This window comes from Streptomyces sp. NBC_00986, from assembly GCF_045162565.1.
Classification (GTDB): domain Bacteria; phylum Actinomycetota; class Actinomycetes; order Streptomycetales; family Streptomycetaceae; genus Streptomyces.
Map to the genome: position 1 here is coordinate 7,014,528 of NZ_CP108733.1, position 18,842 is coordinate 7,033,369.

Sequence of the window (18,842 nt, forward strand, 5' to 3'; positions counted from 1 at the left end):
AAAGACTGCGCTGAGCACCAGCGCGCCGGACCCCCTCCCGCCGACAGAATCATCGTCGTAACCAGTTGACGTAACCAGTTGAACCGCATCGACCGGGCACCGGCACGCTCTGCTGCCGACCGACTTAGGAGACATACCGTGACATCGGCTGTGACCATTCCCAGGCACGGGGGCACTGGAGGGCGTACGGCCGTTGCCGCGCGAGCGCGGCAGGTCGTCAAGGCGTACGGAGCCGGGGAGACCCGCGTCGTCGCCCTCGACCATGTCGACGTGGACATCGCCCGCGGCCAGTTCACCGCGATCATGGGCCCCTCGGGGTCCGGCAAGTCCACGCTCATGCACTGCCTCGCCGGGCTCGACACCGTGACCTCCGGGCAGATCTACCTGGACGAGACCGAGATCACCGGCCTCAAGGACAAGAAGCTCACCCAACTCCGCCGGGACCGGATCGGGTTCATCTTCCAGGCCTACAACCTGCTGCCGACGCTGAACGCGCTGGAGAACATCACCCTCCCCATGGACATAGCCGGCCGCAAGCCCGACAAGGGGTGGCTGGCGCAGGTCGTGGAGACGGTCGGTCTGTCGAGCCGGCTCAAGCACCGGCCCAACCAGCTCTCCGGCGGTCAGCAGCAACGCGTCGCCGTGGCAAGGGCGTTGGCGGCCCGCCCCGAGATCATCTTCGGCGACGAGCCGACCGGAAACCTCGACTCCCGTGCGGGAGCAGAGGTGTTGGGCTTCCTGCGCCGCTCCGTGGACGACCTCGGCCAGACCATCGTGATGGTCACGCACGACCCGGTGGCAGCGTCGTACGCGGACCGCGTCCTCTACCTCGCGGACGGCCGGATCGTCGACGAGATGTTCAAGCCGACCGCGGACACTGTCCTCGACCGCATGAAGGACTTCGACGCGCGGGGGCGTACGTCATGACCGTCCTCAAGACCTCGATGCGCAACTTCTTCGCGCACAAAGGGCGGATGGCCCTCTCGGCGATAGCCGTGCTGCTGTCGGTCGCGTTCGTCTGCGGCACGCTGGTGTTCACCGACACGATGAACACGACGTTCGACAAGCTCTTCGCGGCCACCGCGTCCGACGTGACGGTCCTGCCGAAGGCGGCCAAGGCCGACGGCAGCACCCCGCAGAACGGACTGCCCGAGTCGCTGCCGGCCTCCACGCTGGCGCAGGCCGCGAAGGCCCGGGGCGTCAAGTCCGTCGAGGGCGGCGTCAGTTCGATGAACGTGACCGTCGTCAACAGCGCCAACAAGAACATGGGGTCCTCGACCGGCGCGCCCACCATCGCGGGCAACTGGACGAAGAACGACCTGCGTTCGATGGAGATCACCTCCGGCCACGCCCCGCGCGGGCCGACCGAGACGATGGTCGACGCCGACACCGCCGACAAGCACCACCTGAAGCTGGGCGACTCGCTGCGCACCATCTCGCAGACCGGTGACTTCACCGCGAGGATCGTCGGCATCGCCACCTTCAAGGTGACCAACCCCGGTGCGGCCGTCGTCTACTTCGACACCGCCACCGCGCAGCGCGAACTCCTGGGCGCCACGGGCCGGTTCACCCAGATCGGCATCACCGCCGCGAGCGGTGTGACGGACACTCAGCTCGAGCAGAACGTGGCACAGACCCTCCAGTCGTCGGGGACGTACAAGATCCAGACGGCCAAGGAGAACGCCGACGAGAACCGCCAGGGCGTCGGCCAGTTCATGAACGTCATCAAGTACGCCATGCTCGGCTTCGCCGGGATCGCGTTCCTGGTGGGCATCTTCCTGATCATCAACACCTTCTCGATGCTGGTCGCCCAACGGACCCGCGAAATAGGCCTGATGAGGGCGGTCGGCTCCTCCCGCGGGCAGGTCAACCGCTCGGTGCTGGTCGAGGCGACCCTGCTCGGGATCGTCGGCTCGATCCTCGGTGTCGGCGCCGGTGTCGGCATCGCCGTAGGCCTGATGAAGCTGATGAGCGCGGCGGGCATGGACCTGTCGACCCGGGACCTGACGGTCAAGTGGACCACCCCGGTGCTCGGTCTTCTGCTGGGTGTCATCGTCACGATCCTCGCCGCCTACCTCCCGGCCCGCCGGGCCGGCAAGGTCTCCCCGATGGCCGCGCTGCGCGACGCCGGTACACCGGCCGACGGCAAGGCGGGCTGGGTACGGGGTCTGATCGGCCTGGTACTGACGGGCGCGGGTGTCGCGGCTCTGATCGCGGCGGCCACGGCCAAGAAGGCGACGGACGGTTCGCTGGTACTAGGGGCGGGCGTCGTACTGTCCCTGATCGGCTTCGTCATCATCGGCCCGCTGCTCGCCAACGGGGTCGTACGGGTCATCAGCGTCGTACTCCTGCGGGCCTTCGGACCGGTGGGGCGCCTGGCGGAACGCAACGCGCTCCGCAACCCCAGGCGTACGGGTGCTACGGGTGCGGCCCTGATGATCGGCCTCGCGCTGGTCGCCTGCCTGTCGGTGGTCGGCTCCTCGATGGTCGCCTCGGCGACGAGCGAGCTGGACAAGTCCGTCGGCGCCGACTTCATCGTCCAGGGCAACCAGCGGATCGTGCCGCAGGCCGAGAAGGCGATGGAACAGGCGCCGGACCTCGTCCACGTCACCCGCTACAAGGACATCGACGCCACCCTCACCTCGCCCGACGGCCAGAAGGACACCGACGGCATCACCGCCGCCGACCCGTCCTACGCCCAGGACCTGCGCCGCGCCACCACGGCCGGAGACCTGTCCGCGGCCTACGGCACCAATGCGATGTCGGTCGGCTCCAAGTACGCCAAGAAGCACGGTGTCCACGTCGGCGACACGATCAGCGTCGCCTTCAAGGGCGGCTCGACGGCGAAGCTCAAGGTCGCGGCCATCACGGACGACGACGTCGCCATCGACCAGGGCGCCCGCTACACCAGCCTCGCGACCATGCAGAAGTACCTCCCCGCGAACAAGGTCCCGCCGAACGAGATCATGTTCGCCAAGGCCAAGGACGGCCAGGAGAAGCAGGCGTACGCGGCCCTGAAGAAGGCCATGGACCCGTACCCGCAGTACCAGGTGCGCGACCAGACCGACTACAAGCAGGAACTGAAGGACCAGATCGGCCAGCTGCTCAACATGGTCTACGGTCTGCTGGCTCTGGCGATCATCGTCGCGGTCCTGGGTGTCGTGAACACGCTGGCCCTGTCGGTCGTCGAGCGGACCCGCGAGATCGGCCTGATGCGAGCGATCGGCATGTCCCGCCGGCAGCTCCGCCGGATGATCCGCATGGAGTCGGTCGTGATCGCCCTCTTCGGAGCGCTGCTCGGCCTCGGCCTGGGGATGGGCTGGGGGGCCACGGCTCAGCAGTTGCTCGCCCTGGAGGGGCTGAAGGTCCTGGAGATCCCCTGGGGCACGATCATCGCGGTCTTCATCGGGTCGGCGTTCGTGGGCCTGTTCGCCGCCTTGATCCCGGCGTTCCGGGCGGGCCGGATGAACGTCCTGAACGCGATCGCCACGGAGTAGCCAACCGGGCCACTGTCCAACGGGGAACGGGGGAACGGGGCAGGCCCGGCGCCGAGAAGTCACGGGGGACTTCTCGGCGCCGGGTTTGTTGTTGTCTGTGGGGTGACTTCTTGGTTGCCAGTAAACGGGTGGTGGGTGGGCGTAGGCCCGGGGGTCCAGGGGGCGGAGCCCCCTGGTACGTCGACACCAGTGCGGGGTGCCGGGAAAGCGGGGTTATCCACAGCCCCGGCGCCGGCCAGCGCACCGACGTACGCTGGATACCCCCCGGCCCACCACCCGCGTCGGGCCCTTCGTGTTGCCCACCCCCAGACGGAAAGCCCTCCATGAGCCTGCACGGTCTGCTCGACGCCGTAGTCAAGGACCCCGCCCTCGCGGAAGCCACCAGGGCCGCGACCGACGGCAACCGCATGCACGTCGACCTGGTGGGCCCCCCGGCGACCCGCCCCTTCGCCGTGGCGGCGCTGGCCCGCGAGACCGGCCGCACCGTCCTCGCGGTGACCGCGACAGGGCGCGAGGCCGAGGACCTGGCGGCAGCCCTGCGCTCGCTGCTCCCGCCGGACGGCGTCGTGGACTACCCGTCCTGGGAGACCCTCCCGCACGAGCGCCTCAGCCCGCGCAGCGACACCGTGGGCCGCCGCCTCGCCGTCCTGCGCCGCCTGGCCCACCCGAGGGAGGACGACCCGGAGACGGGCCCGGTCTCCGTCGTCGTGGCGCCCGTACGGTCCGTGCTGCAACCGCAGGTCAAGGGGCTCGGAGACCTGGAGCCGGTCGCCCTGAGGACGGGCCAGACCGCCGACCTGAACGCGATCGTGGACGCGCTCGGCGCCGCCGCGTACGCGCGCGTGGAGCTCGTCGAGAAGCGCGGCGAGTTCGCCGTACGAGGCGGCATCCTGGACGTGTTCCCGCCCACCGAGGAACACCCCCTGCGCATCGAGTTCTGGGGCGACGACGTAGAGGAGATCCGCTACTTCAAGGTCGCCGACCAGCGCTCCCTGGAGGTCGCCGAACACGGCCTGTGGGCACCCCCCTGCCGTGAACTCCTGTTGACGGAAGACGTCCGCACGCGTGCGCGTGTCCTCGCCGAACAGCACCCCGAACTGGGCGAGCTGCTCAACAAGATCGCCGAGGGCATCGCCGTAGAAGGCATGGAGTCGCTGGCCCCGGTGCTCGTCGCCGACATGGAGCTGCTGCTCGACGTGCTCCCCAAGGGCGCGATGACCGTCGTATGCGATCCGGAGCGGGTACGCACGCGTGCGTCCGATCTCGTCGCCACCTCGCAGGAGTTCCTCCAGGCCTCCTGGGCCGCCACCGCGGGCGGCGGTGAGGCGCCCATCGACGTCGGCGCGGCCTCCCTGTGGGCCATCGCGGACGTACGGGACCGGGCGCGCGAACTGGACATGATGTGGTGGTCGGTGTCACCGTTCGCGGCGGACGAAGAGCTCGACGCGGACACCCTGAAGCTCGGCATGCACGCCCCGGAGACCTACCGCGGCGACACCGCGAAGGCCCTCGCCGACACCAAGGGCTGGCTCGCGGACGGCTGGCGCACGGTCTTCGTGACCGAGGCCCACGGCCCCGCCGCCCGCACGGTCGAGGTCCTCGGTACCGAGGGCGTCGCGGCCCGCCTGGAGACGGAACTCGGGGAGATCGCCCCGTCCGTCGTGCACGTGGCGACCGGTTCGATCGACTACGGCTTCGTCGACACGGCGCTCAAGCTCGCCGTCCTCACCGAGACCGACCTCTCCGGGCAGAAGGCCGCCGGCAAGGACGGCGCCCGGATGCCGGCCCGCCGCCGCAAGACCATCGACCCGCTCACCCTGGAGGCGGGCGACTACATCGTCCACGAGCAGCACGGTGTGGGCCGCTACATCGAGATGGTGCAGCGCACGGTGCAGGGCGCCACGCGCGAGTACCTGGTCGTCGAGTACGCCCCCGCCAAGCGCGGCCAGCCCGGCGACCGGCTGTACATCCCGACCGACCAGCTGGAGCAGATCACCAAGTACGTCGGCGGTGAGTCCCCCACCCTGCACCGCCTGGGCGGCGCCGACTGGACGAAGACCAAGGCGCGCGCCAAGAAGGCCGTCAAGGAGATCGCGGCCGACCTGATCAAGCTGTACTCGGCCCGGATGGCGGCCCCGGGGTACGCGTTCGGCGCGGACACGCCCTGGCAGCGCGAGCTGGAGGACGCCTTCCCGTACGCGGAGACGCCCGACCAGTTGACGACCATCGCCGAGGTCAAGGACGACATGGAGAAGTCGATCCCGATGGACCGGCTGGTCTGCGGCGACGTCGGCTACGGCAAGACCGAGATCGCGGTACGGGCCGCCTTCAAGGCCGTACAGGACGGCAAGCAGGTCGCCGTCCTCGTCCCGACGACCCTGCTCGTGCAGCAGCACTTCGGGACGTTCACCGAGCGGTACGCGCAATTCCCGGTCAACGTACGGGCGTTGAGCCGCTTCCAGACCGACACGGAGGCGAAGGCGACCCTGGAGGGCCTGCGCGAGGGCTCCGTGGACCTCGTCATCGGCACCCACCGCCTGTTCTCCTCCGAGACCAAGTTCAAGGACCTCGGCCTGGTCATCGTCGACGAGGAGCAGCGCTTCGGCGTCGAGCACAAGGAGCAGCTGAAGAAGCTCCGCGCGAACGTCGACGTCCTGACGATGTCCGCCACCCCGATCCCCAGAACCCTGGAGATGGCGGTGACCGGCATCCGCGAGATGTCGACGATCACGACGCCCCCGGAGGAGCGTCACCCTGTGCTGACGTTCGTCGGCCCCTACGAGGAGAAGCAGATCGGCGCCGCGATCCGCCGTGAACTCCTGCGCGAGGGCCAGGTCTTCTACATCCACAACCGCGTCGAGTCGATCGACCGTGCGGCGGCCCGGTTGCGCGAGATCGTCCCGGAGGCGCGCATCGCGACCGCCCACGGCCAGATGTCGGAGCAGTCCCTGGAGCAGGTGGTCGTCGACTTCTGGGAGAAGAAGTTCGACGTCCTGGTGTCGACGACGATCGTCGAGTCGGGCATCGACATCTCCAACGCGAACACGCTGATCGTGGAGCGCGGTGACAACTTCGGCCTGTCCCAACTCCACCAGCTCAGGGGCCGTGTCGGCCGAGGCCGCGAGCGCGGCTACGCGTACTTCCTGTACCCCCCGGAGAAGCCGCTGACGGAGACGGCCCACGAGCGCCTCGCCACGATCGCCCAGCACACGGAGATGGGCGCGGGCATGTACGTGGCGATGAAGGACCTCGAGATCCGAGGCGCGGGAAACCTCCTGGGCGGCGAACAGTCCGGCCACATCGCGGGCGTCGGCTTCGACCTGTACGTCCGCATGGTCGGCGAGGCCGTCGCGGACTACCGCGCCTCCCTGGAGGGCGGTGTCGAGGAGGAGCCGCCCCTGGAGGTCAAGATCGAGCTCCCGGTCGACGCCCACGTCCCGCACGACTACGCCCCCGGCGAGCGCCTGCGCCTCTCCGCCTACCGGTCCATCGCCTCCGCCAACACGGAGGAGGACATCAAGGCCGTACGCGAGGAACTCGTCGACCGCTACGGCAAGTTGCCCGAACCGGTGGAGAACCTGCTGCTGGTGGCGGGCCTGCGCATGCTCGCCCGCGCGTGCGGCGTCGGCGACATCGTCCTCCAGGGCACCAACATCCGCTTCGCCCCGGTGGAGTTGAGGGAATCCCAGGAACTGCGCCTCAAGCGCCTCTACCCGGGCACGGTCATCAAGCCGGCCGCCCACCAGGTGCTGGTACCCCGCCCGAAGACGGCGAAGGTGGGCGGAAAGCCGCTCGTCGGGCGGGAGTTGCTCGGGTGGGTGGGGGAGTTCCTGGCGACCATCCTGGGGTCGTAGGCCGAGTGACAGTGCGTTGGTGAAAGCCGGGCATTGAAACACGGGCCACGCGCCTCCGTCCTCGGGCAGGATGTCGGCCATGGCCGACAGGGGGCGCGCGAGCGTGATCGCGTGGACGGGGGCGACGACCTGCGCGTTGGTCGCGGGCGCCCTCGTCTTCGTACTGGGGTCGGCGCACGCGCCGCTGGGCGTGTCCGACCGCAGTGGTCTGGTGTCCATGGTCGCGGCCCTGCCCGCCCTGGTAATCGCGGTCCTCGCGGCCGTCTGGGCCCGCCCCGGCGGCAACGAGGACGAGGCGGCCGCCGTCGCCCGGCTGGCCCGCGAGGTGCGCGCCGTAGGAGAGCCGCAGTGGGCGCACAGCCTCGGCGGGGACCTGACCGCGATCGATGTGACGTTCACCTTTCGGCCGTACGCACACGAGCGTGCCGCGGCCCCTCCGTCCACGCCGGCGGGGCAGTTGGAGCGCGCGGTCGAGGACTACCGTGCGCTCAGGCCCCGGCGGTTGGTGATCACGGGGGAGGCGGGCGCGGGGAAGACCGTCCTGGCCTGGAAACTCGTCATGGAGCTCAACAAGGCCCGCACCGAACGTGAACCCGTCCCCGTCCTGATGGCCCTGGCCGACTGGGACGAGGAAGAAGCCGTGAGCGACTGGATCGCCCGCCACCTGGAACGGGACTACGCTCTGCCGCCCCGTTCTGCACGCCGGATCGTCGAGGCCCGTATGGCCCTGCCTGTCCTCGACGGCCTGGACGAGATGGACGCGGCGGACACCACCGTCGGCGACTCCCGTGCGAGCCTCGCACTGGACGCCCTGGCGCATTACCAGGACGGCACGGATCCCGCGCCCCTGATCCTGACCTGCCGCACCCGCCAGTACGACGCCCTGGAGGCCGACGCCAACCACCTCCTCGACGCCGCCCGCATCGAGATCGACCCGGTGACCCCCGATCGGGCCCTCCGCTTCCTCGAACTGCGCGGAGCCGCCCGCAGACCTGCCCTCTGGCAGCCCCTGCTGGACGAACTCCGCTTCGCGCCCAGGGGCGTGGTGAGCCGGGCGCTGTCCACACCGTGGCGCCTGACCCTCGCGGCGACCGTGTACGAACGCGACGGCGATCCAGGGGAGTTGCTGGCCGCGCACACCATGGGCGAGGCCGCGGATCTGCTGCTGCGGAGGTATGTCCCGGCGGCGGTGAGCGGGGCGGGGGGCGCGTCGGAGCGGCGGGCCGGGGCGGCGGAGGTGCACCGAAGACTCGCGGTGCTGGCCCGGTCGTTGGATTCGTCGGGGGGTGCGCAGACCGATCTGCGGTTGCGGCAGGTGAGCCGGCAGCTGGGCGGGTACTGGCCGAGGGCCGTGCTCTGGGCCCTGATTCTGGGGTGTGTGACGGTGTCGATCTGGCTCCAGGCCGACCCCTGGCCGGATGGTGCCGAACTCCCGCTGTTCGTCTTCACCGTGGTCGTCGGTGTGGTGGCGATGGTGAGCGTGCTGTCCGTGCGGGTGAGGCAGCAACTGCGGCTGCACATGTCTTGGTACATCCCCGGACTGCGCAGTTCCCTGTGGCGGGTCGGCCCCAGACTCGCTGTCAAGGGCGGCACACGGCGCCTGCAACTCGTCATGTTCGGCGGGATGGTGCTTGCCGGCGTGGCGCTCACGGTTCCCCGGCCAGCGGGTGGGCTGGGGATGTGGAGGTTCGCGTTGGCCTATCTGCCGCTGCTCCTCGTGGTGGCGGCCGTCATGGCGACACAGTGGATCAACGTGGCCGCTGTCGGGCCGTCGGGTTGGGCGCGCGGCGGGGTGCTCGGAGCGGTCGCTCTGGGCTGCGCCATCCTCGTCATGGTCACCACGTGGGGACCGGTCAACAGGGACCTGGTCGGCATGGTGGCAGCGATTCTCGCCGTGGCCCTCGCGGGCGGCTGCGAGTGGATGGAGTACGCCGTCTTCCTCCTCTTCGCTCCCCGACTCCCTTTCCGCCTGGCCAGGTTCCTCGACTGGTCCGTCGCCGCGGGCCTGATGCGCACCTCGGGCGTCACCTACCAGTTCCGCCACCGTGAGTTCCAGGAGTGGCTGGTACGGCACCCCGTGGCGGTACCGCTTCCCTGAGCGCCATCAGTCGGCCGCCACGCGGAACAACATCGACGCCAGCACCCGGAACACCTCCTCCGGGTCCCGCTCACCCACCGCCCCGTCCAGGTTGTGACCCAGCAGCAGGGTCGCGAAGCCGTGCGCCAGGGACCAGGCGGCGACACCGGCGAGGCGGTCGTCGGGGCCGCGGCCCTCGGGGGGTACGGCGGAGACGGCGTGGCGCAGGGCGTCGGTGGCCAGGGCGCGGGCCGTGGTGAGTTCGAGGTCGCCGTCGCGCAACAGCTCGGGCGCGAACATCACTTGGAAGTGCGCGGGATGCTCGCGCGCGAAGCGTACGTAGCGGACGCCCGCGTTCTTCAGGTCCGCCGCCTCCCCGATCGCGCCCGCCAGCAGCCCGAACCCCTCCGCCGCGATCGCCGTCAACAGCCCGGTGCGGTCCTTGAAGTGATGCGCCGGCGCCGCGTGCGAGACACCGGCCCGGCGGGCGAGATCCCGCAGGCTCAGCGCGGACGGGCCGTCGGCGGCGATGACGTCGAGCGCGGCGGTGAGGATGGCGCGGCGCAGATCGCCGTGGTGGTACGGGCGGCGGGTGCCCTCGGAGGCCTTGGCGCTCTCTGCGCTCCCGGCGGTCTCGTCCGTCTTCGCGGGCTTGGCTGTGCTCATGGTCAGCAGCGTACGCCGAATCTAGGCATTGACAAGTTTGGGCGGGTGAGGCAATCTAGTCAGTGTCAAGTTATGGAACGACCGGGACGCGCCGAGGAGTTACGTCATGCCGGAAAGCGTGCGTGGAGTGGAGACCGCGAAAAGCCTGCCCACCGTGGAGCTGAGCCGCGTGCGCCAGCTCTGGCATCTGCTCGAACCCCTGCACGCGGTGGTGTACTACGCGCCGGAGGTCTTCGACGAGGCGGCCGCACTCGGGTACGACACCGGGGAGCGCTGGCCGAGCTACTTCCCGCTGCGTGCCGCGCCGTTGGGCCCGGTCGGCAGTGAGCGGGTGACCTCCGCCTTCTACAGCTTCAGCCCCCGCATGGTCGCCGAGCACATGGACTCGGCGTGGAGCACCGCGAGCCCCGACGCCGTGCTGAAGGCGCGGCTGCGCGGCATGGACCGGGCCTACCGCGCGATATTCGGCGACCGCGTCGACAGCCCCGAGCTGGCGGAGGCAGCCGCCCTCGCCCGCCGCGCCGCCGAGGCGGCGAACACCGCCGGCCGCCCCCTCGCCGCGGCCAACGCCGAGTTGCCCTGGCCCACGGAACCCCACCTCCAGCTGTGGCAGGCGGCCACGGTCCTGCGCGAACACCGGGGCGACGGCCACCTCGCCGCCCTCCTCGTCGCCGGCCTCGACCCGGTCGAGTCCCTGGTCTCCTTCGCCGCGATCGGAGCCGCCTCCGTCCAGCGCTTCGAGAGCCGGGGCTGGAGCCGGGAGGAGTGGGCGGCGGCACGCGAACGGCTGGTCGCCCGAGGCGTCATAGACGACAGGGGTACGGCGACGCGGGCGGGCCGCGATCTGCGCCAGGAGGTCGAACACCGCACCGACCAACTGGCCGCAGCGCCCTGGGAGTTCCTCGGCCGGACCGATGCCGACCGACTCGCCGACCTGCTGGGGGAGTTCTGGGTCGCCGTACTCGGGTCCGGGCTGCTGCCCTCGGAGTCGACGCTGGGCATCGGCAAGGTCTGACGGGGTGAGGGCCTGACGGCCTGACGGCCTGACGGTCTGACGGTCTGAGACAGCGTGAAATCCGGGGCGGAGTAAGGGGAGTAAGGAGAGGGGGTGAGGGAAGCCGGTACTTCGGCCTGTTCCACCACTGCGATACAGGCGGGTTGCGAGCCATGCGGGCTTAGGTCCTGTATGCCCGTGACGCGTGCGCCGCTACCGTGGGGACCAGGCAATATCCGCCCCTGCAGGGGCGGGGCCGGGTGAGCAAGGGGAGGGGCGCACGTGATGCGTCTGAGGGGTGGGGCGGCCATTGCCGCCCTGGTCATGTTGTCGGTCGCCGGATGCAAGACGGACACCACGGGAACGGGCGACTCCGGGCCCCAGGCGACGGCCGGTGGAGGTGCCGGCACGGGTTCCGGCGGGGGCGCGGCCCTGACCGCCGCCGAGGCCCTGCCCGTGAAGGGGCGCGCGCCGAAGACCGGTTACTCCCGTGAACGGTTCGGCACCGCCTGGGCCGACACGGACTCCAACAGCTGCGACACCAGGGACGACATCCTCAAACGGGACCTGAAGCAGGTGAAGTTCACCGACGGCGACTGCAAGGTGTCGTACGGCGTCCTCGAATCCGATCCGTACTCCGGCAAGGAAGTCGTCTACAAGCGCGGCGCCAGCCTCGTCGACATCGACCACCTGGTCGCCCTCTCCGACGCCTGGCAGAAGGGCGCCAAGTACTGGGACGCCAGCAAGCGCATAGCTCTCGCCAACGACCCGCTCAACCTCCTCACCGTCGGCGCCAGCCCCAACCGCAGCAAGGGCGACGGCGACACGGCGACCTGGGTGCCGCCCAAGGCGTACCGGTGCACGTATGTCGCCGCGCAGGTCGCCGTGAAGAAGAAGTACGGGCTGTGGGTCACCTCGGCGGAGAAGGCCGCGATGGTGAAGGTCCTCTCCGCCTGCTCCAAGCAGGCCCTGCCGACCGGCGGCAACCCGACGAACGCACCGGCGAGGTTCCACGCGAACTGAGGTGACACGGCCTCGACCTGACGAACCCGACCCGCGGCTACGGCACACCCCGTGAACGTGCCGTAGCCGCGCAGGAGACTTGGTGGCTCAGTGGTTCAGCTGCCCAGCTTGTCCAGGTCCAGGATCTTGCCGGTGGGCTTCTTCGCCGGTACCGGCTTCTCGTACTCGCCGAACGTGAGCGTCCCCGGGTCCTTCGCGGAGACACTGACGATGCGCAGCACATACGGCTTGCCCTCGGTCGCCACGTACAGCGTGTAGCTGTCCTTGCCGTCCTTCTCGTGCAGGGCGATCGCCGGGGTGCCGTCGAGGGTGGTCGTCTTCCCGCGCGTCGCGTCGGACTTGCCGTCCGCGGCGTCGCCGAGCATCGAGTTCAGGTCGCAGAAGCTCGCGATGTCCTTGGCGTCCGTGCCCTTCGCGGACATCTTGGTCCACTTCCCGGCCATCATGTCCACGACCGCATCGGTGTCCGCCTTGGACTCACCGTCGCTCTGGGCGCGCAGGAACGCCTCGTCGTACTTCATGTAGATGGTGTCGTCGACCTTGATCATGTCGGCCTTGCCCTGGCCCTGCATGCTCAGGGTGCCGGCGCACTCGCCCTTCTTGTTCAGCGCCATGTCGATGAGGATCGTGCCGCCGCTCTCGTCGTCGGGTATGTCGCCCTTCAGCCGCAGCGACGAGGCGTCGGTGGTGGCGGTCAGGGACCTGTCGGCGATCTCGCCACCGGTCAGCCCGGCGAACGGTCCCTTCGGCTTGCTGTCCGCCTTGTCCTCACCGGGCAGACACCCGGTGAGTCCCGCGGCGGCCACGGTGGTGAGGCAGAGAGCGGCAAGTGCGGTACGACGCATGGCAGTTCCTTGGTGGTGTGGTGAGCGGTGACGAGATGAGGGGGCGCCCCGAAGCGAGGTCCGGAGAGGCGCCGGGCAGATCGGCGGGCAGAGATGGGCCCACGGCGGGATGGGCACGCGTGTGGCAGACGGACAGCGTTGACCTGACCTGACCTGACCTGACCTGACCTGACCTGACCTGATCAGGACGTCAGGCCGTCTTCGTCCAGTCCTTGCAGCCGGTCGTCTTGAAGTAGGCGTCCTTGGTGCTGATCGTGACGACGGCCGTGCCGGTCACGTTGTCGTTCGCGAGGATCGAGTCCAGCCCGTGCTCGGCGTCCTTCGCGCGCTCCCAGTAGCAGAGGTCGTCCGTGTTGCCGGTGGACCTGTAGGTGCCGGGGGTGATGTCGACGCCGACCTTGAACATGCCGCCGTCGCCGGCCATCTGCGTGGCGGGCGAGCCCTGCGCCTTCGCGTCGACGGCCTCCCAGTCCTTGCAGCCGCTGGACTTGAAGATCTTGTCGGTGGCCTTGACGGTGACGTAACCGGCGCCGCTCACATTGTCGTTGGCCAGCAGCGAGTCCGTGTCGCCCGAGGCGTTCTTGGCCCGCTCCCAGTAGCACATGCCGTCGGTGTTGCCGCTGGTGCGATACGTACCGGGCTTGATGTCCGTGCCGACCCGGAAGTCGCCGTCCCCGTCGAACGCGGTCTTCTTCTTCGCGGCGGCCTCGGTCGGGCCCGGGTTCTTCTCGGTGGCGGTCCTGTGTTCCGCGGACGCCGAAGAGCCCTTGGCGCCGCTGCCGGAACCACTGCCCGAATTGCCGCTCCCGCCACTGGTGTTGGCGTTCGCCGACACGACCCCGATGACGACGACCCCCACGACAGCGCCCAGCGTGAGCCTGCCCTTCATCCCCATGGCTGTCCCCTCCCCGATGCGGCGACCGCCTCCCTCGGGCGGTCGTTTGTTCGCTGGGTCAATAAGAGCAGAGGCTGTGAACCGAGTCAACACGATTCACGTGATGCAGTGTGTACACGGCCGTGAAGGGGTAGATCTTGTCTGCGTCGGTATGCTCGGCGTCACAGATGGGCGGCAGGCGTAACGCGGACACAGTGCAGAGGCAGCGCGGGCGGGACGAGGCCGGTGCGACGAGGGGAGTGGGGCGAGTGCAGGACAACGCGACAGAGGTGACCGCCGCCGGTATCGCACGGCTCGCCGGCGTCGGCCGTGCCGCCGTCAGCAACTGGCGCCGCCGCCACGCGGACTTCCCCAAACCGGTCGGCGGCACCGAGACCAGCCCCGCCTTCGCCCTCGCCGAGATCGAGTCCTGGCTCCGCAAGCAGGGGAAACTCGCCGAAGTCCCGTTGCGCGAGCGGGTCTGGCAGCAAGTCGTCGGCCACCCCGAGGGCCCGGTCACCGCTCTGGTGTACGCCGGTTGCGCCCTGCTGCTCATCCATGAACGCCCCACCGTCTGGCTGGACGTGAGCGCCGGTTCGGACGAGCGGATGGCCGCGATGCTGCCCGGCGCGCTGGAGCAGGTGATCGTGCCGCGCTTCGGTGTGGTGTGCGGCCGCGGGGTTCACAGGGGGCGGGAGGGGAGCGCTGCGGCGGCTGTGAACACGCCGAACACCCACGCCGCCCCGAACACCCCGAACGCTGTGAACGCCCCGGCCGACTCGACAACACCCCCGGCCCCTGTGAACACCGCACCCCCTGTGAACACGGCCCGGGTCGCGAACAGCGCCCCCGCTGTTCACACATCGCCAGCCGTTCACACACCGCCCGCCGCGAATCTCGCCCCCACCCCGAGCCCCATCCCCGCCGTTCACACCCCCACCGGCCCCCAACTCCTCCCCTCCGCCCTCCTCCTCCGCGGCACCGCCGAACTCGCCGCCGAGCTGGGCGCACGCCAGACGTTCGAGTTCCTGCTCGGTCGGCATCTCGACGCCAACCCGCGCCAGTACACGCTCACCCCGACCGAACTCGCCCGCCTGATGGCCGAGTTGGCAGAGGTGGCGGGCCCGGCCGGTACCGCGCTCGACCCGGCCTGCGGCACCGGCGCCCTGTTGCGCGCCGTCACCCCCCGCCCCGGCCAGGAGCTGTACGCCCAGGACGACGCCCCCGACCTCGCCGCGCTCACCGCGCTCCGGCTCGCCCTGCACGCGCAGGTCACCGTGCGCGCCACGACCGGCGACACGCTGCGCGCCGACGCGTACCCGGCGCTGCGGGCCGACGTCGTCCTGTGCCATCCGCCGTTCAACGAGCGGAACTGGGGCCATGACGAACTCGCCTACGACCCCCGCTGGGAGTACGGCTTCCCGGCGCGCAACGAGTCCGAGCTGGCCTGGGTGCAGCACGCGCTGGCCCGGCTCAAGGACGGCGGGACGGCGGTGCTGCTGATGCCGCCGGCCGCGGCCTCCCGGCGTTCCGGCCGCCGGATCCGCGCCGACCTGCTGCGGCGCGGGGCGCTGAAGGCGGTCGTAGCGCTGCCGATCGGGGCGGCGCCGCCGTACAACATCCCGTTGCACCTGTGGGTGTTGCGGCGGCCGGAGCGGGCGGCCGGGCAGCCGGAGGTGCTGCTGGTGGACACCGGGCGGTTCGCCACCGAGGGGCGGGGCGGGCCGGACTGGCAGGCCGTGCGGGGTGCGGTGCTCGACGCCTGGAAGATGTTCGACCGGGCGGGACGGCCGGCCGACGAGCCGGGGCTGGCGCGTTCCGTGCCGGTGATCGAACTCCTCGACGACGACGTCGACCTGGCCCCCGCCCGGCACCTTCCGCCCGCGACCGCGGCCGAGGGCGCCGACGAGCTCACGGCCGTCCGCGAGCGGCTCGGCGAGACGCTCCGGCTGACCGCCGACCTCACTCCACCACCCGTGGAGCACTCCACCGGCGCCGAGCGGCCCACCCGCTGGCCGCTCACCACGATCGGTGAACTCGCGCGCGGGGGCGCCCTGGTGATGCGTACCGGCGGAAACGGCGGCCACGCGCGTGTGCCCGTTCTCACCGACCACGACGTCCTCGCCGGAACGGCCCCGTCCGGCCTCCTCCCCGAGAGTGACGAGGTCGCCGTCCTCACGGAGCCGGGCGATGTCGTCGTCCCGGTGCTAGGCGGCGGTTCGATGGCGCGCGTGATCGACGACACGACCGCGGGCGCCGCCCTGGGGCGCAGCCTCGTCCTGCTGCGGCCCGATCCCGGCGCGCTGGACCCGTGGTTCCTCGCCGGCTTCCTGCGCGGCACCGCCAACAACCGCCAGGCCAGCAGTTACGCGTCCACGGCGACCCGACTCGACGTCCGCAGGCTCCAGTTGCCGCGCCTCCCCCTGGACGAACAGCGGCGCTACGGTGCCCGGTTCCGCGCCCTGGAGGACTTCGAGCGGGCGCTGCGGCAGGCGGGCCGGCTCGGCGAGCAGCTCGTGCGCGGGATGTACGACGGCCTCACGGACGGCACGGTCACGCCTGAGTAGGAGCTCGTACCCGCCTGAGTAGGAGTGTGTACAGGTCTGAGTAGGAGTGCGCACCCGTCGGCACCTGCGACGTCGTACGGGAGCGAGCACTGTGTGATCGGCACGACAACGGTTCGGTACAACCCGGGACCGCTTGTCGGTGTCGGCCTATACGCTCGAAGCGACAATCGGACGACCGGTGTTGCCCGTATCCCGGAGCGCACCGGCCGCGAACCCGTACGCCCTCTGAAGGCACCAGGAGCAGCCATGCAAGGCCACGGCTACCCGCAGCCGGCGAAGCCACCGCCGCCCACCGGGGCGCTGGTCCTCGTGCGCGTGCTGTTCGTGGGGATCTCGGTGTTCTGCATCGGGTTCCTGGCCTGGACGATGCTGCTGCGGCTGGCCATCGTGACCCGCAAGTCCCTGGACTGGGGCCTGTTCGTGGCCGCGCTGGCGGCGGACGTCCTCAGCGTCGTGCTGCTCGGCTCCGAGCCCGGCGAGGACGTCCACACCGCCGGCGGCTATCTCGGCATCACCCTGCTCCTGGGCACCCTGGTGGCGTCGATCGCGTACTACCTGGCGGCGGACATACGCCACTTCCAGCAGCTCCGTGAGGGCGCCTACGGCGGGCAGCCGGCCCCGGCCTACGGCTATCCGCAGCCCGCGCGGCCGGCCCAGCCCCCGTCGTACACCGCGACGACCTCGCCGCAGCACACCCCGCCCCCGATGCCCCACACGCCCGTGCCGCAGCAGCACACCCCGCCGCCCATGCCGCACACGCCCGTGCCGCAGCCGCCGATGAACACCCCGCCGCCGCAGCGCCCCGCGCCCGCCCGGATCGACCAAGTGCGGGCCGAACTGGACGAGTTGAGTGACTACCTGCGCAAGCACGACGAGGGCGGAAAGTGACCGCGACGGCAGGACGGGTCGTCGCGGACCGCTATGAGCTGTCCACGCTGATCGGACAGGGCGGCATGGGCCAGGTCTGGACGGCCTACGACCGGCGCCTGGACCGGCGCGTGGCGGTGAAGCTGCTGCGCCCCGACAAGGTGGCCGGCCAGGAGGCCGACGAACTGCGCCGCCGCTTCGTGCGCGAGTGCCGGGTGACCGCCCAGGTCGACCACCCCGGGCTCGTCACGGTGCACGACGCGGGCAGCGAGGGCGAGGAGCTGTTCCTCGTCATGCAGTACATCGACGGCGCCGACCTCTCCGACCACCTCGCCGAGCAGGACCCGTACCCATGGCAGTGGGCTGTCTCGGTCGCGGCCCAACTGTGCGCCGTACTCAGCGCGGTGCACGCCGTGCCGATCGTCCACCGCGACCTGAAGCCGCGCAACGTGATGGTGAAGCAGGACGGCACGGTCACCGTCCTCGACCTGGGCGTCGCCTCCGTCATGGACGCCGACACCACCCGCCTCACGCACACCGGCACACCCATCGGATCGCCCGCCTACATGGCGCCCGAGCAGGCGATGGGCGGCGCGGTCGGCCCGTACACCGACCTGTACGCGCTCGGCGTGGTGCTGCACGAACTCCTCAGCGGCGACGTCCCGTTCGCGGGCTCCACGGCCCTCGGCGTACTGCACCGGCACCTGTACGAGCCGCCGGTGCCCGTCCGTCACATCCGCCCCGAGGTCCCCGAGTCCCTCGAAGCGCTCGTCCTGCACCTGCTCGCCAAGGACCCGCAGCACCGCCCCGGCTCCGCGCAGGAGGTCTACGAGCGTCTCGCGCTGCTGCTGCCCGCGCGCGGGATGCCCAGCGGGGCGCCGCTCGACCCCACACGCCCGTTCCTGCGCCCGCACGCCCCCTGGCCGGACCGCGCCCGCACGCCCGCGTCGCAGCCGGCCCCGCTCGCGCCGCCCGCCGCCGAGAAACGCGATGTCGCCGCCGCCGTCGACGAGGTCAAGCGGCTGCTCGGCGAGGGCCGCATCACGCAGGCCGTCGACATCCTCGGCGCGATCCTGCCCACCGCCGCGGAGCAGCACGGTGTGCACTCCCCGGTCGTCCGCACCCTGCGCAAGCAGTACGCGGCCACGCTGATGGACGACGGCCAGTACCGGCGCGCACTGCCCGAACTGCGCCGCCTCGCCGACGAACGCGCCGCCGAGGCCGGCCCGTCCGACCCGCAGTCCCTGCGCTACCGCTACGAGGCCGCCCAGTGCCTGGAGTCGCTCGGCGACCCGGCGGCGGCGCTCACGGAGTACCGTGCGCTGCTGCCGTACTACGAGAACCAGTACATGGCCGGCGACCCCGAGCTCGCCCACGAGGTCCGCCGCCGCATGGGCCACCTGCTGCTCGCCCTCGGCGACCGGGGCGCGGCCCACGAGACCCTCGCCCGCCTCCTGGTCGACGTCGAACGCCGCCACGGCCCCGGCCACCCGCTCGCGGCGGACATCCGGCGGACCCTGCAGTGGCTGGGGCAGGTGCGCGGCTAGTTTTTGCCGTTCCCTGGGAGAACGTTGTGAC

The 18,842-nt window shown here is 70.7% G+C and carries 12 protein-coding genes; 9 read left to right on the forward strand and 3 right to left on the reverse strand.

Going from position 1 to position 18,842, the window contains the following annotated elements; genetic code table 11:
• Nucleotides 1–138: 138 nt before the first annotated feature.
• The 4 genes from OG504_RS31440 to OG504_RS31455 all read left to right on the forward strand — a co-directional run bounded on the left by OG504_RS31440 (nucleotide 139) and on the right by OG504_RS31455 (nucleotide 9,449).
• The gene (locus OG504_RS31440) at nucleotides 139–927 is read left to right on the forward strand and encodes an ABC transporter ATP-binding protein (RefSeq protein ID WP_033284318.1); all 789 of its coding nucleotides are present in this window, start codon (nucleotides 139–141) and stop codon (nucleotides 925–927) included.
• On the forward strand, nucleotides 924–3,497 hold the full coding sequence (locus OG504_RS31445; protein ID WP_405992819.1) for an ABC transporter permease: 2,574 nt from the start codon (nucleotides 924–926) through the stop codon (nucleotides 3,495–3,497). Before OG504_RS31440 ends, OG504_RS31445 begins: the two co-directional genes overlap by 4 nt.
• Nucleotides 3,498–3,820: 323 nt before the next feature.
• On the forward strand, nucleotides 3,821–7,351 hold the full coding sequence (mfd, locus tag OG504_RS31450) for a transcription-repair coupling factor (protein ID WP_405992820.1): 3,531 nt from the start codon (nucleotides 3,821–3,823) through the stop codon (nucleotides 7,349–7,351).
• 79 nt (nucleotides 7,352–7,430) lie between these two features.
• Nucleotides 7,431–9,449, forward strand: a complete 2,019-nt coding sequence (locus OG504_RS31455; RefSeq protein ID WP_405992821.1) for an NACHT domain-containing protein — start codon at nucleotides 7,431–7,433, stop codon at nucleotides 9,447–9,449.
• Between the two features lie 6 nt (nucleotides 9,450–9,455).
• On the opposite strand, the gene OG504_RS31460 is transcribed toward OG504_RS31455, so the two are convergent.
• A complete protein-coding gene (locus OG504_RS31460) occupies nucleotides 9,456–10,094 on the reverse strand; it encodes a TetR/AcrR family transcriptional regulator (RefSeq protein ID WP_405992822.1) in 639 nt (212 codons plus the stop codon).
• 106 nt (nucleotides 10,095–10,200) lie between these two features.
• Here OG504_RS31460 and OG504_RS31465 point away from each other — a divergent pair, with 106 nt between their 5' ends.
• Both OG504_RS31465 and OG504_RS31470 read left to right on the forward strand, forming a co-directional pair.
• Nucleotides 10,201–11,109: an SCO6745 family protein gene (locus OG504_RS31465; protein ID WP_405992823.1), complete on the forward strand. Its 909-nt coding sequence runs from the start codon at nucleotides 10,201–10,203 to the stop codon at nucleotides 11,107–11,109.
• A gap of 264 nt (nucleotides 11,110–11,373) precedes the next feature.
• On the forward strand, nucleotides 11,374–12,111 hold the full coding sequence (locus OG504_RS31470; RefSeq protein ID WP_405996475.1) for an HNH endonuclease family protein: 738 nt from the start codon (nucleotides 11,374–11,376) through the stop codon (nucleotides 12,109–12,111).
• A 95-nt stretch (nucleotides 12,112–12,206) separates the two neighbouring features.
• Here the strand turns inward: OG504_RS31470 and OG504_RS31475 are convergent, their stop codons facing one another.
• Together OG504_RS31475 and OG504_RS31480 are read right to left on the reverse strand one after the other, a co-directional pair.
• The gene (locus OG504_RS31475; protein WP_405992824.1) at nucleotides 12,207–12,956 is read right to left on the reverse strand and encodes a hypothetical protein; all 750 of its coding nucleotides are present in this window, start codon (nucleotides 12,954–12,956) and stop codon (nucleotides 12,207–12,209) included.
• Nucleotides 12,957–13,146: 190 nt separating this feature from the next.
• Nucleotides 13,147–13,851 (reverse strand): hypothetical protein, encoded by a 705-nt coding sequence (locus OG504_RS31480; protein ID WP_405992825.1) that lies wholly within the window; start codon nucleotides 13,849–13,851, stop codon nucleotides 13,147–13,149.
• Between the two features lie 248 nt (nucleotides 13,852–14,099).
• Here OG504_RS31480 and OG504_RS31485 point away from each other — a divergent pair, with 248 nt between their 5' ends.
• The 3 genes from OG504_RS31485 (at nucleotide 14,100) to OG504_RS31495 (ending at nucleotide 18,811) form a co-directional block, all read left to right on the forward strand.
• The gene (locus OG504_RS31485) at nucleotides 14,100–16,397 is read left to right on the forward strand and encodes an N-6 DNA methylase (protein WP_405992826.1); all 2,298 of its coding nucleotides are present in this window, start codon (nucleotides 14,100–14,102) and stop codon (nucleotides 16,395–16,397) included.
• 246 nt (nucleotides 16,398–16,643) lie between these two features.
• Nucleotides 16,644–17,285 (forward strand): hypothetical protein, encoded by a 642-nt coding sequence (locus OG504_RS31490; protein ID WP_405992827.1) that lies wholly within the window; start codon nucleotides 16,644–16,646, stop codon nucleotides 17,283–17,285.
• 38 nt (nucleotides 17,286–17,323) lie between these two features.
• Complete coding sequence (locus tag OG504_RS31495) at nucleotides 17,324–18,811, forward strand: protein kinase domain-containing protein (RefSeq protein ID WP_405996476.1); 1,488 nt, start codon at nucleotides 17,324–17,326, stop codon at nucleotides 18,809–18,811.
• Nucleotides 18,812–18,842 lie beyond the last annotated feature (31 nt).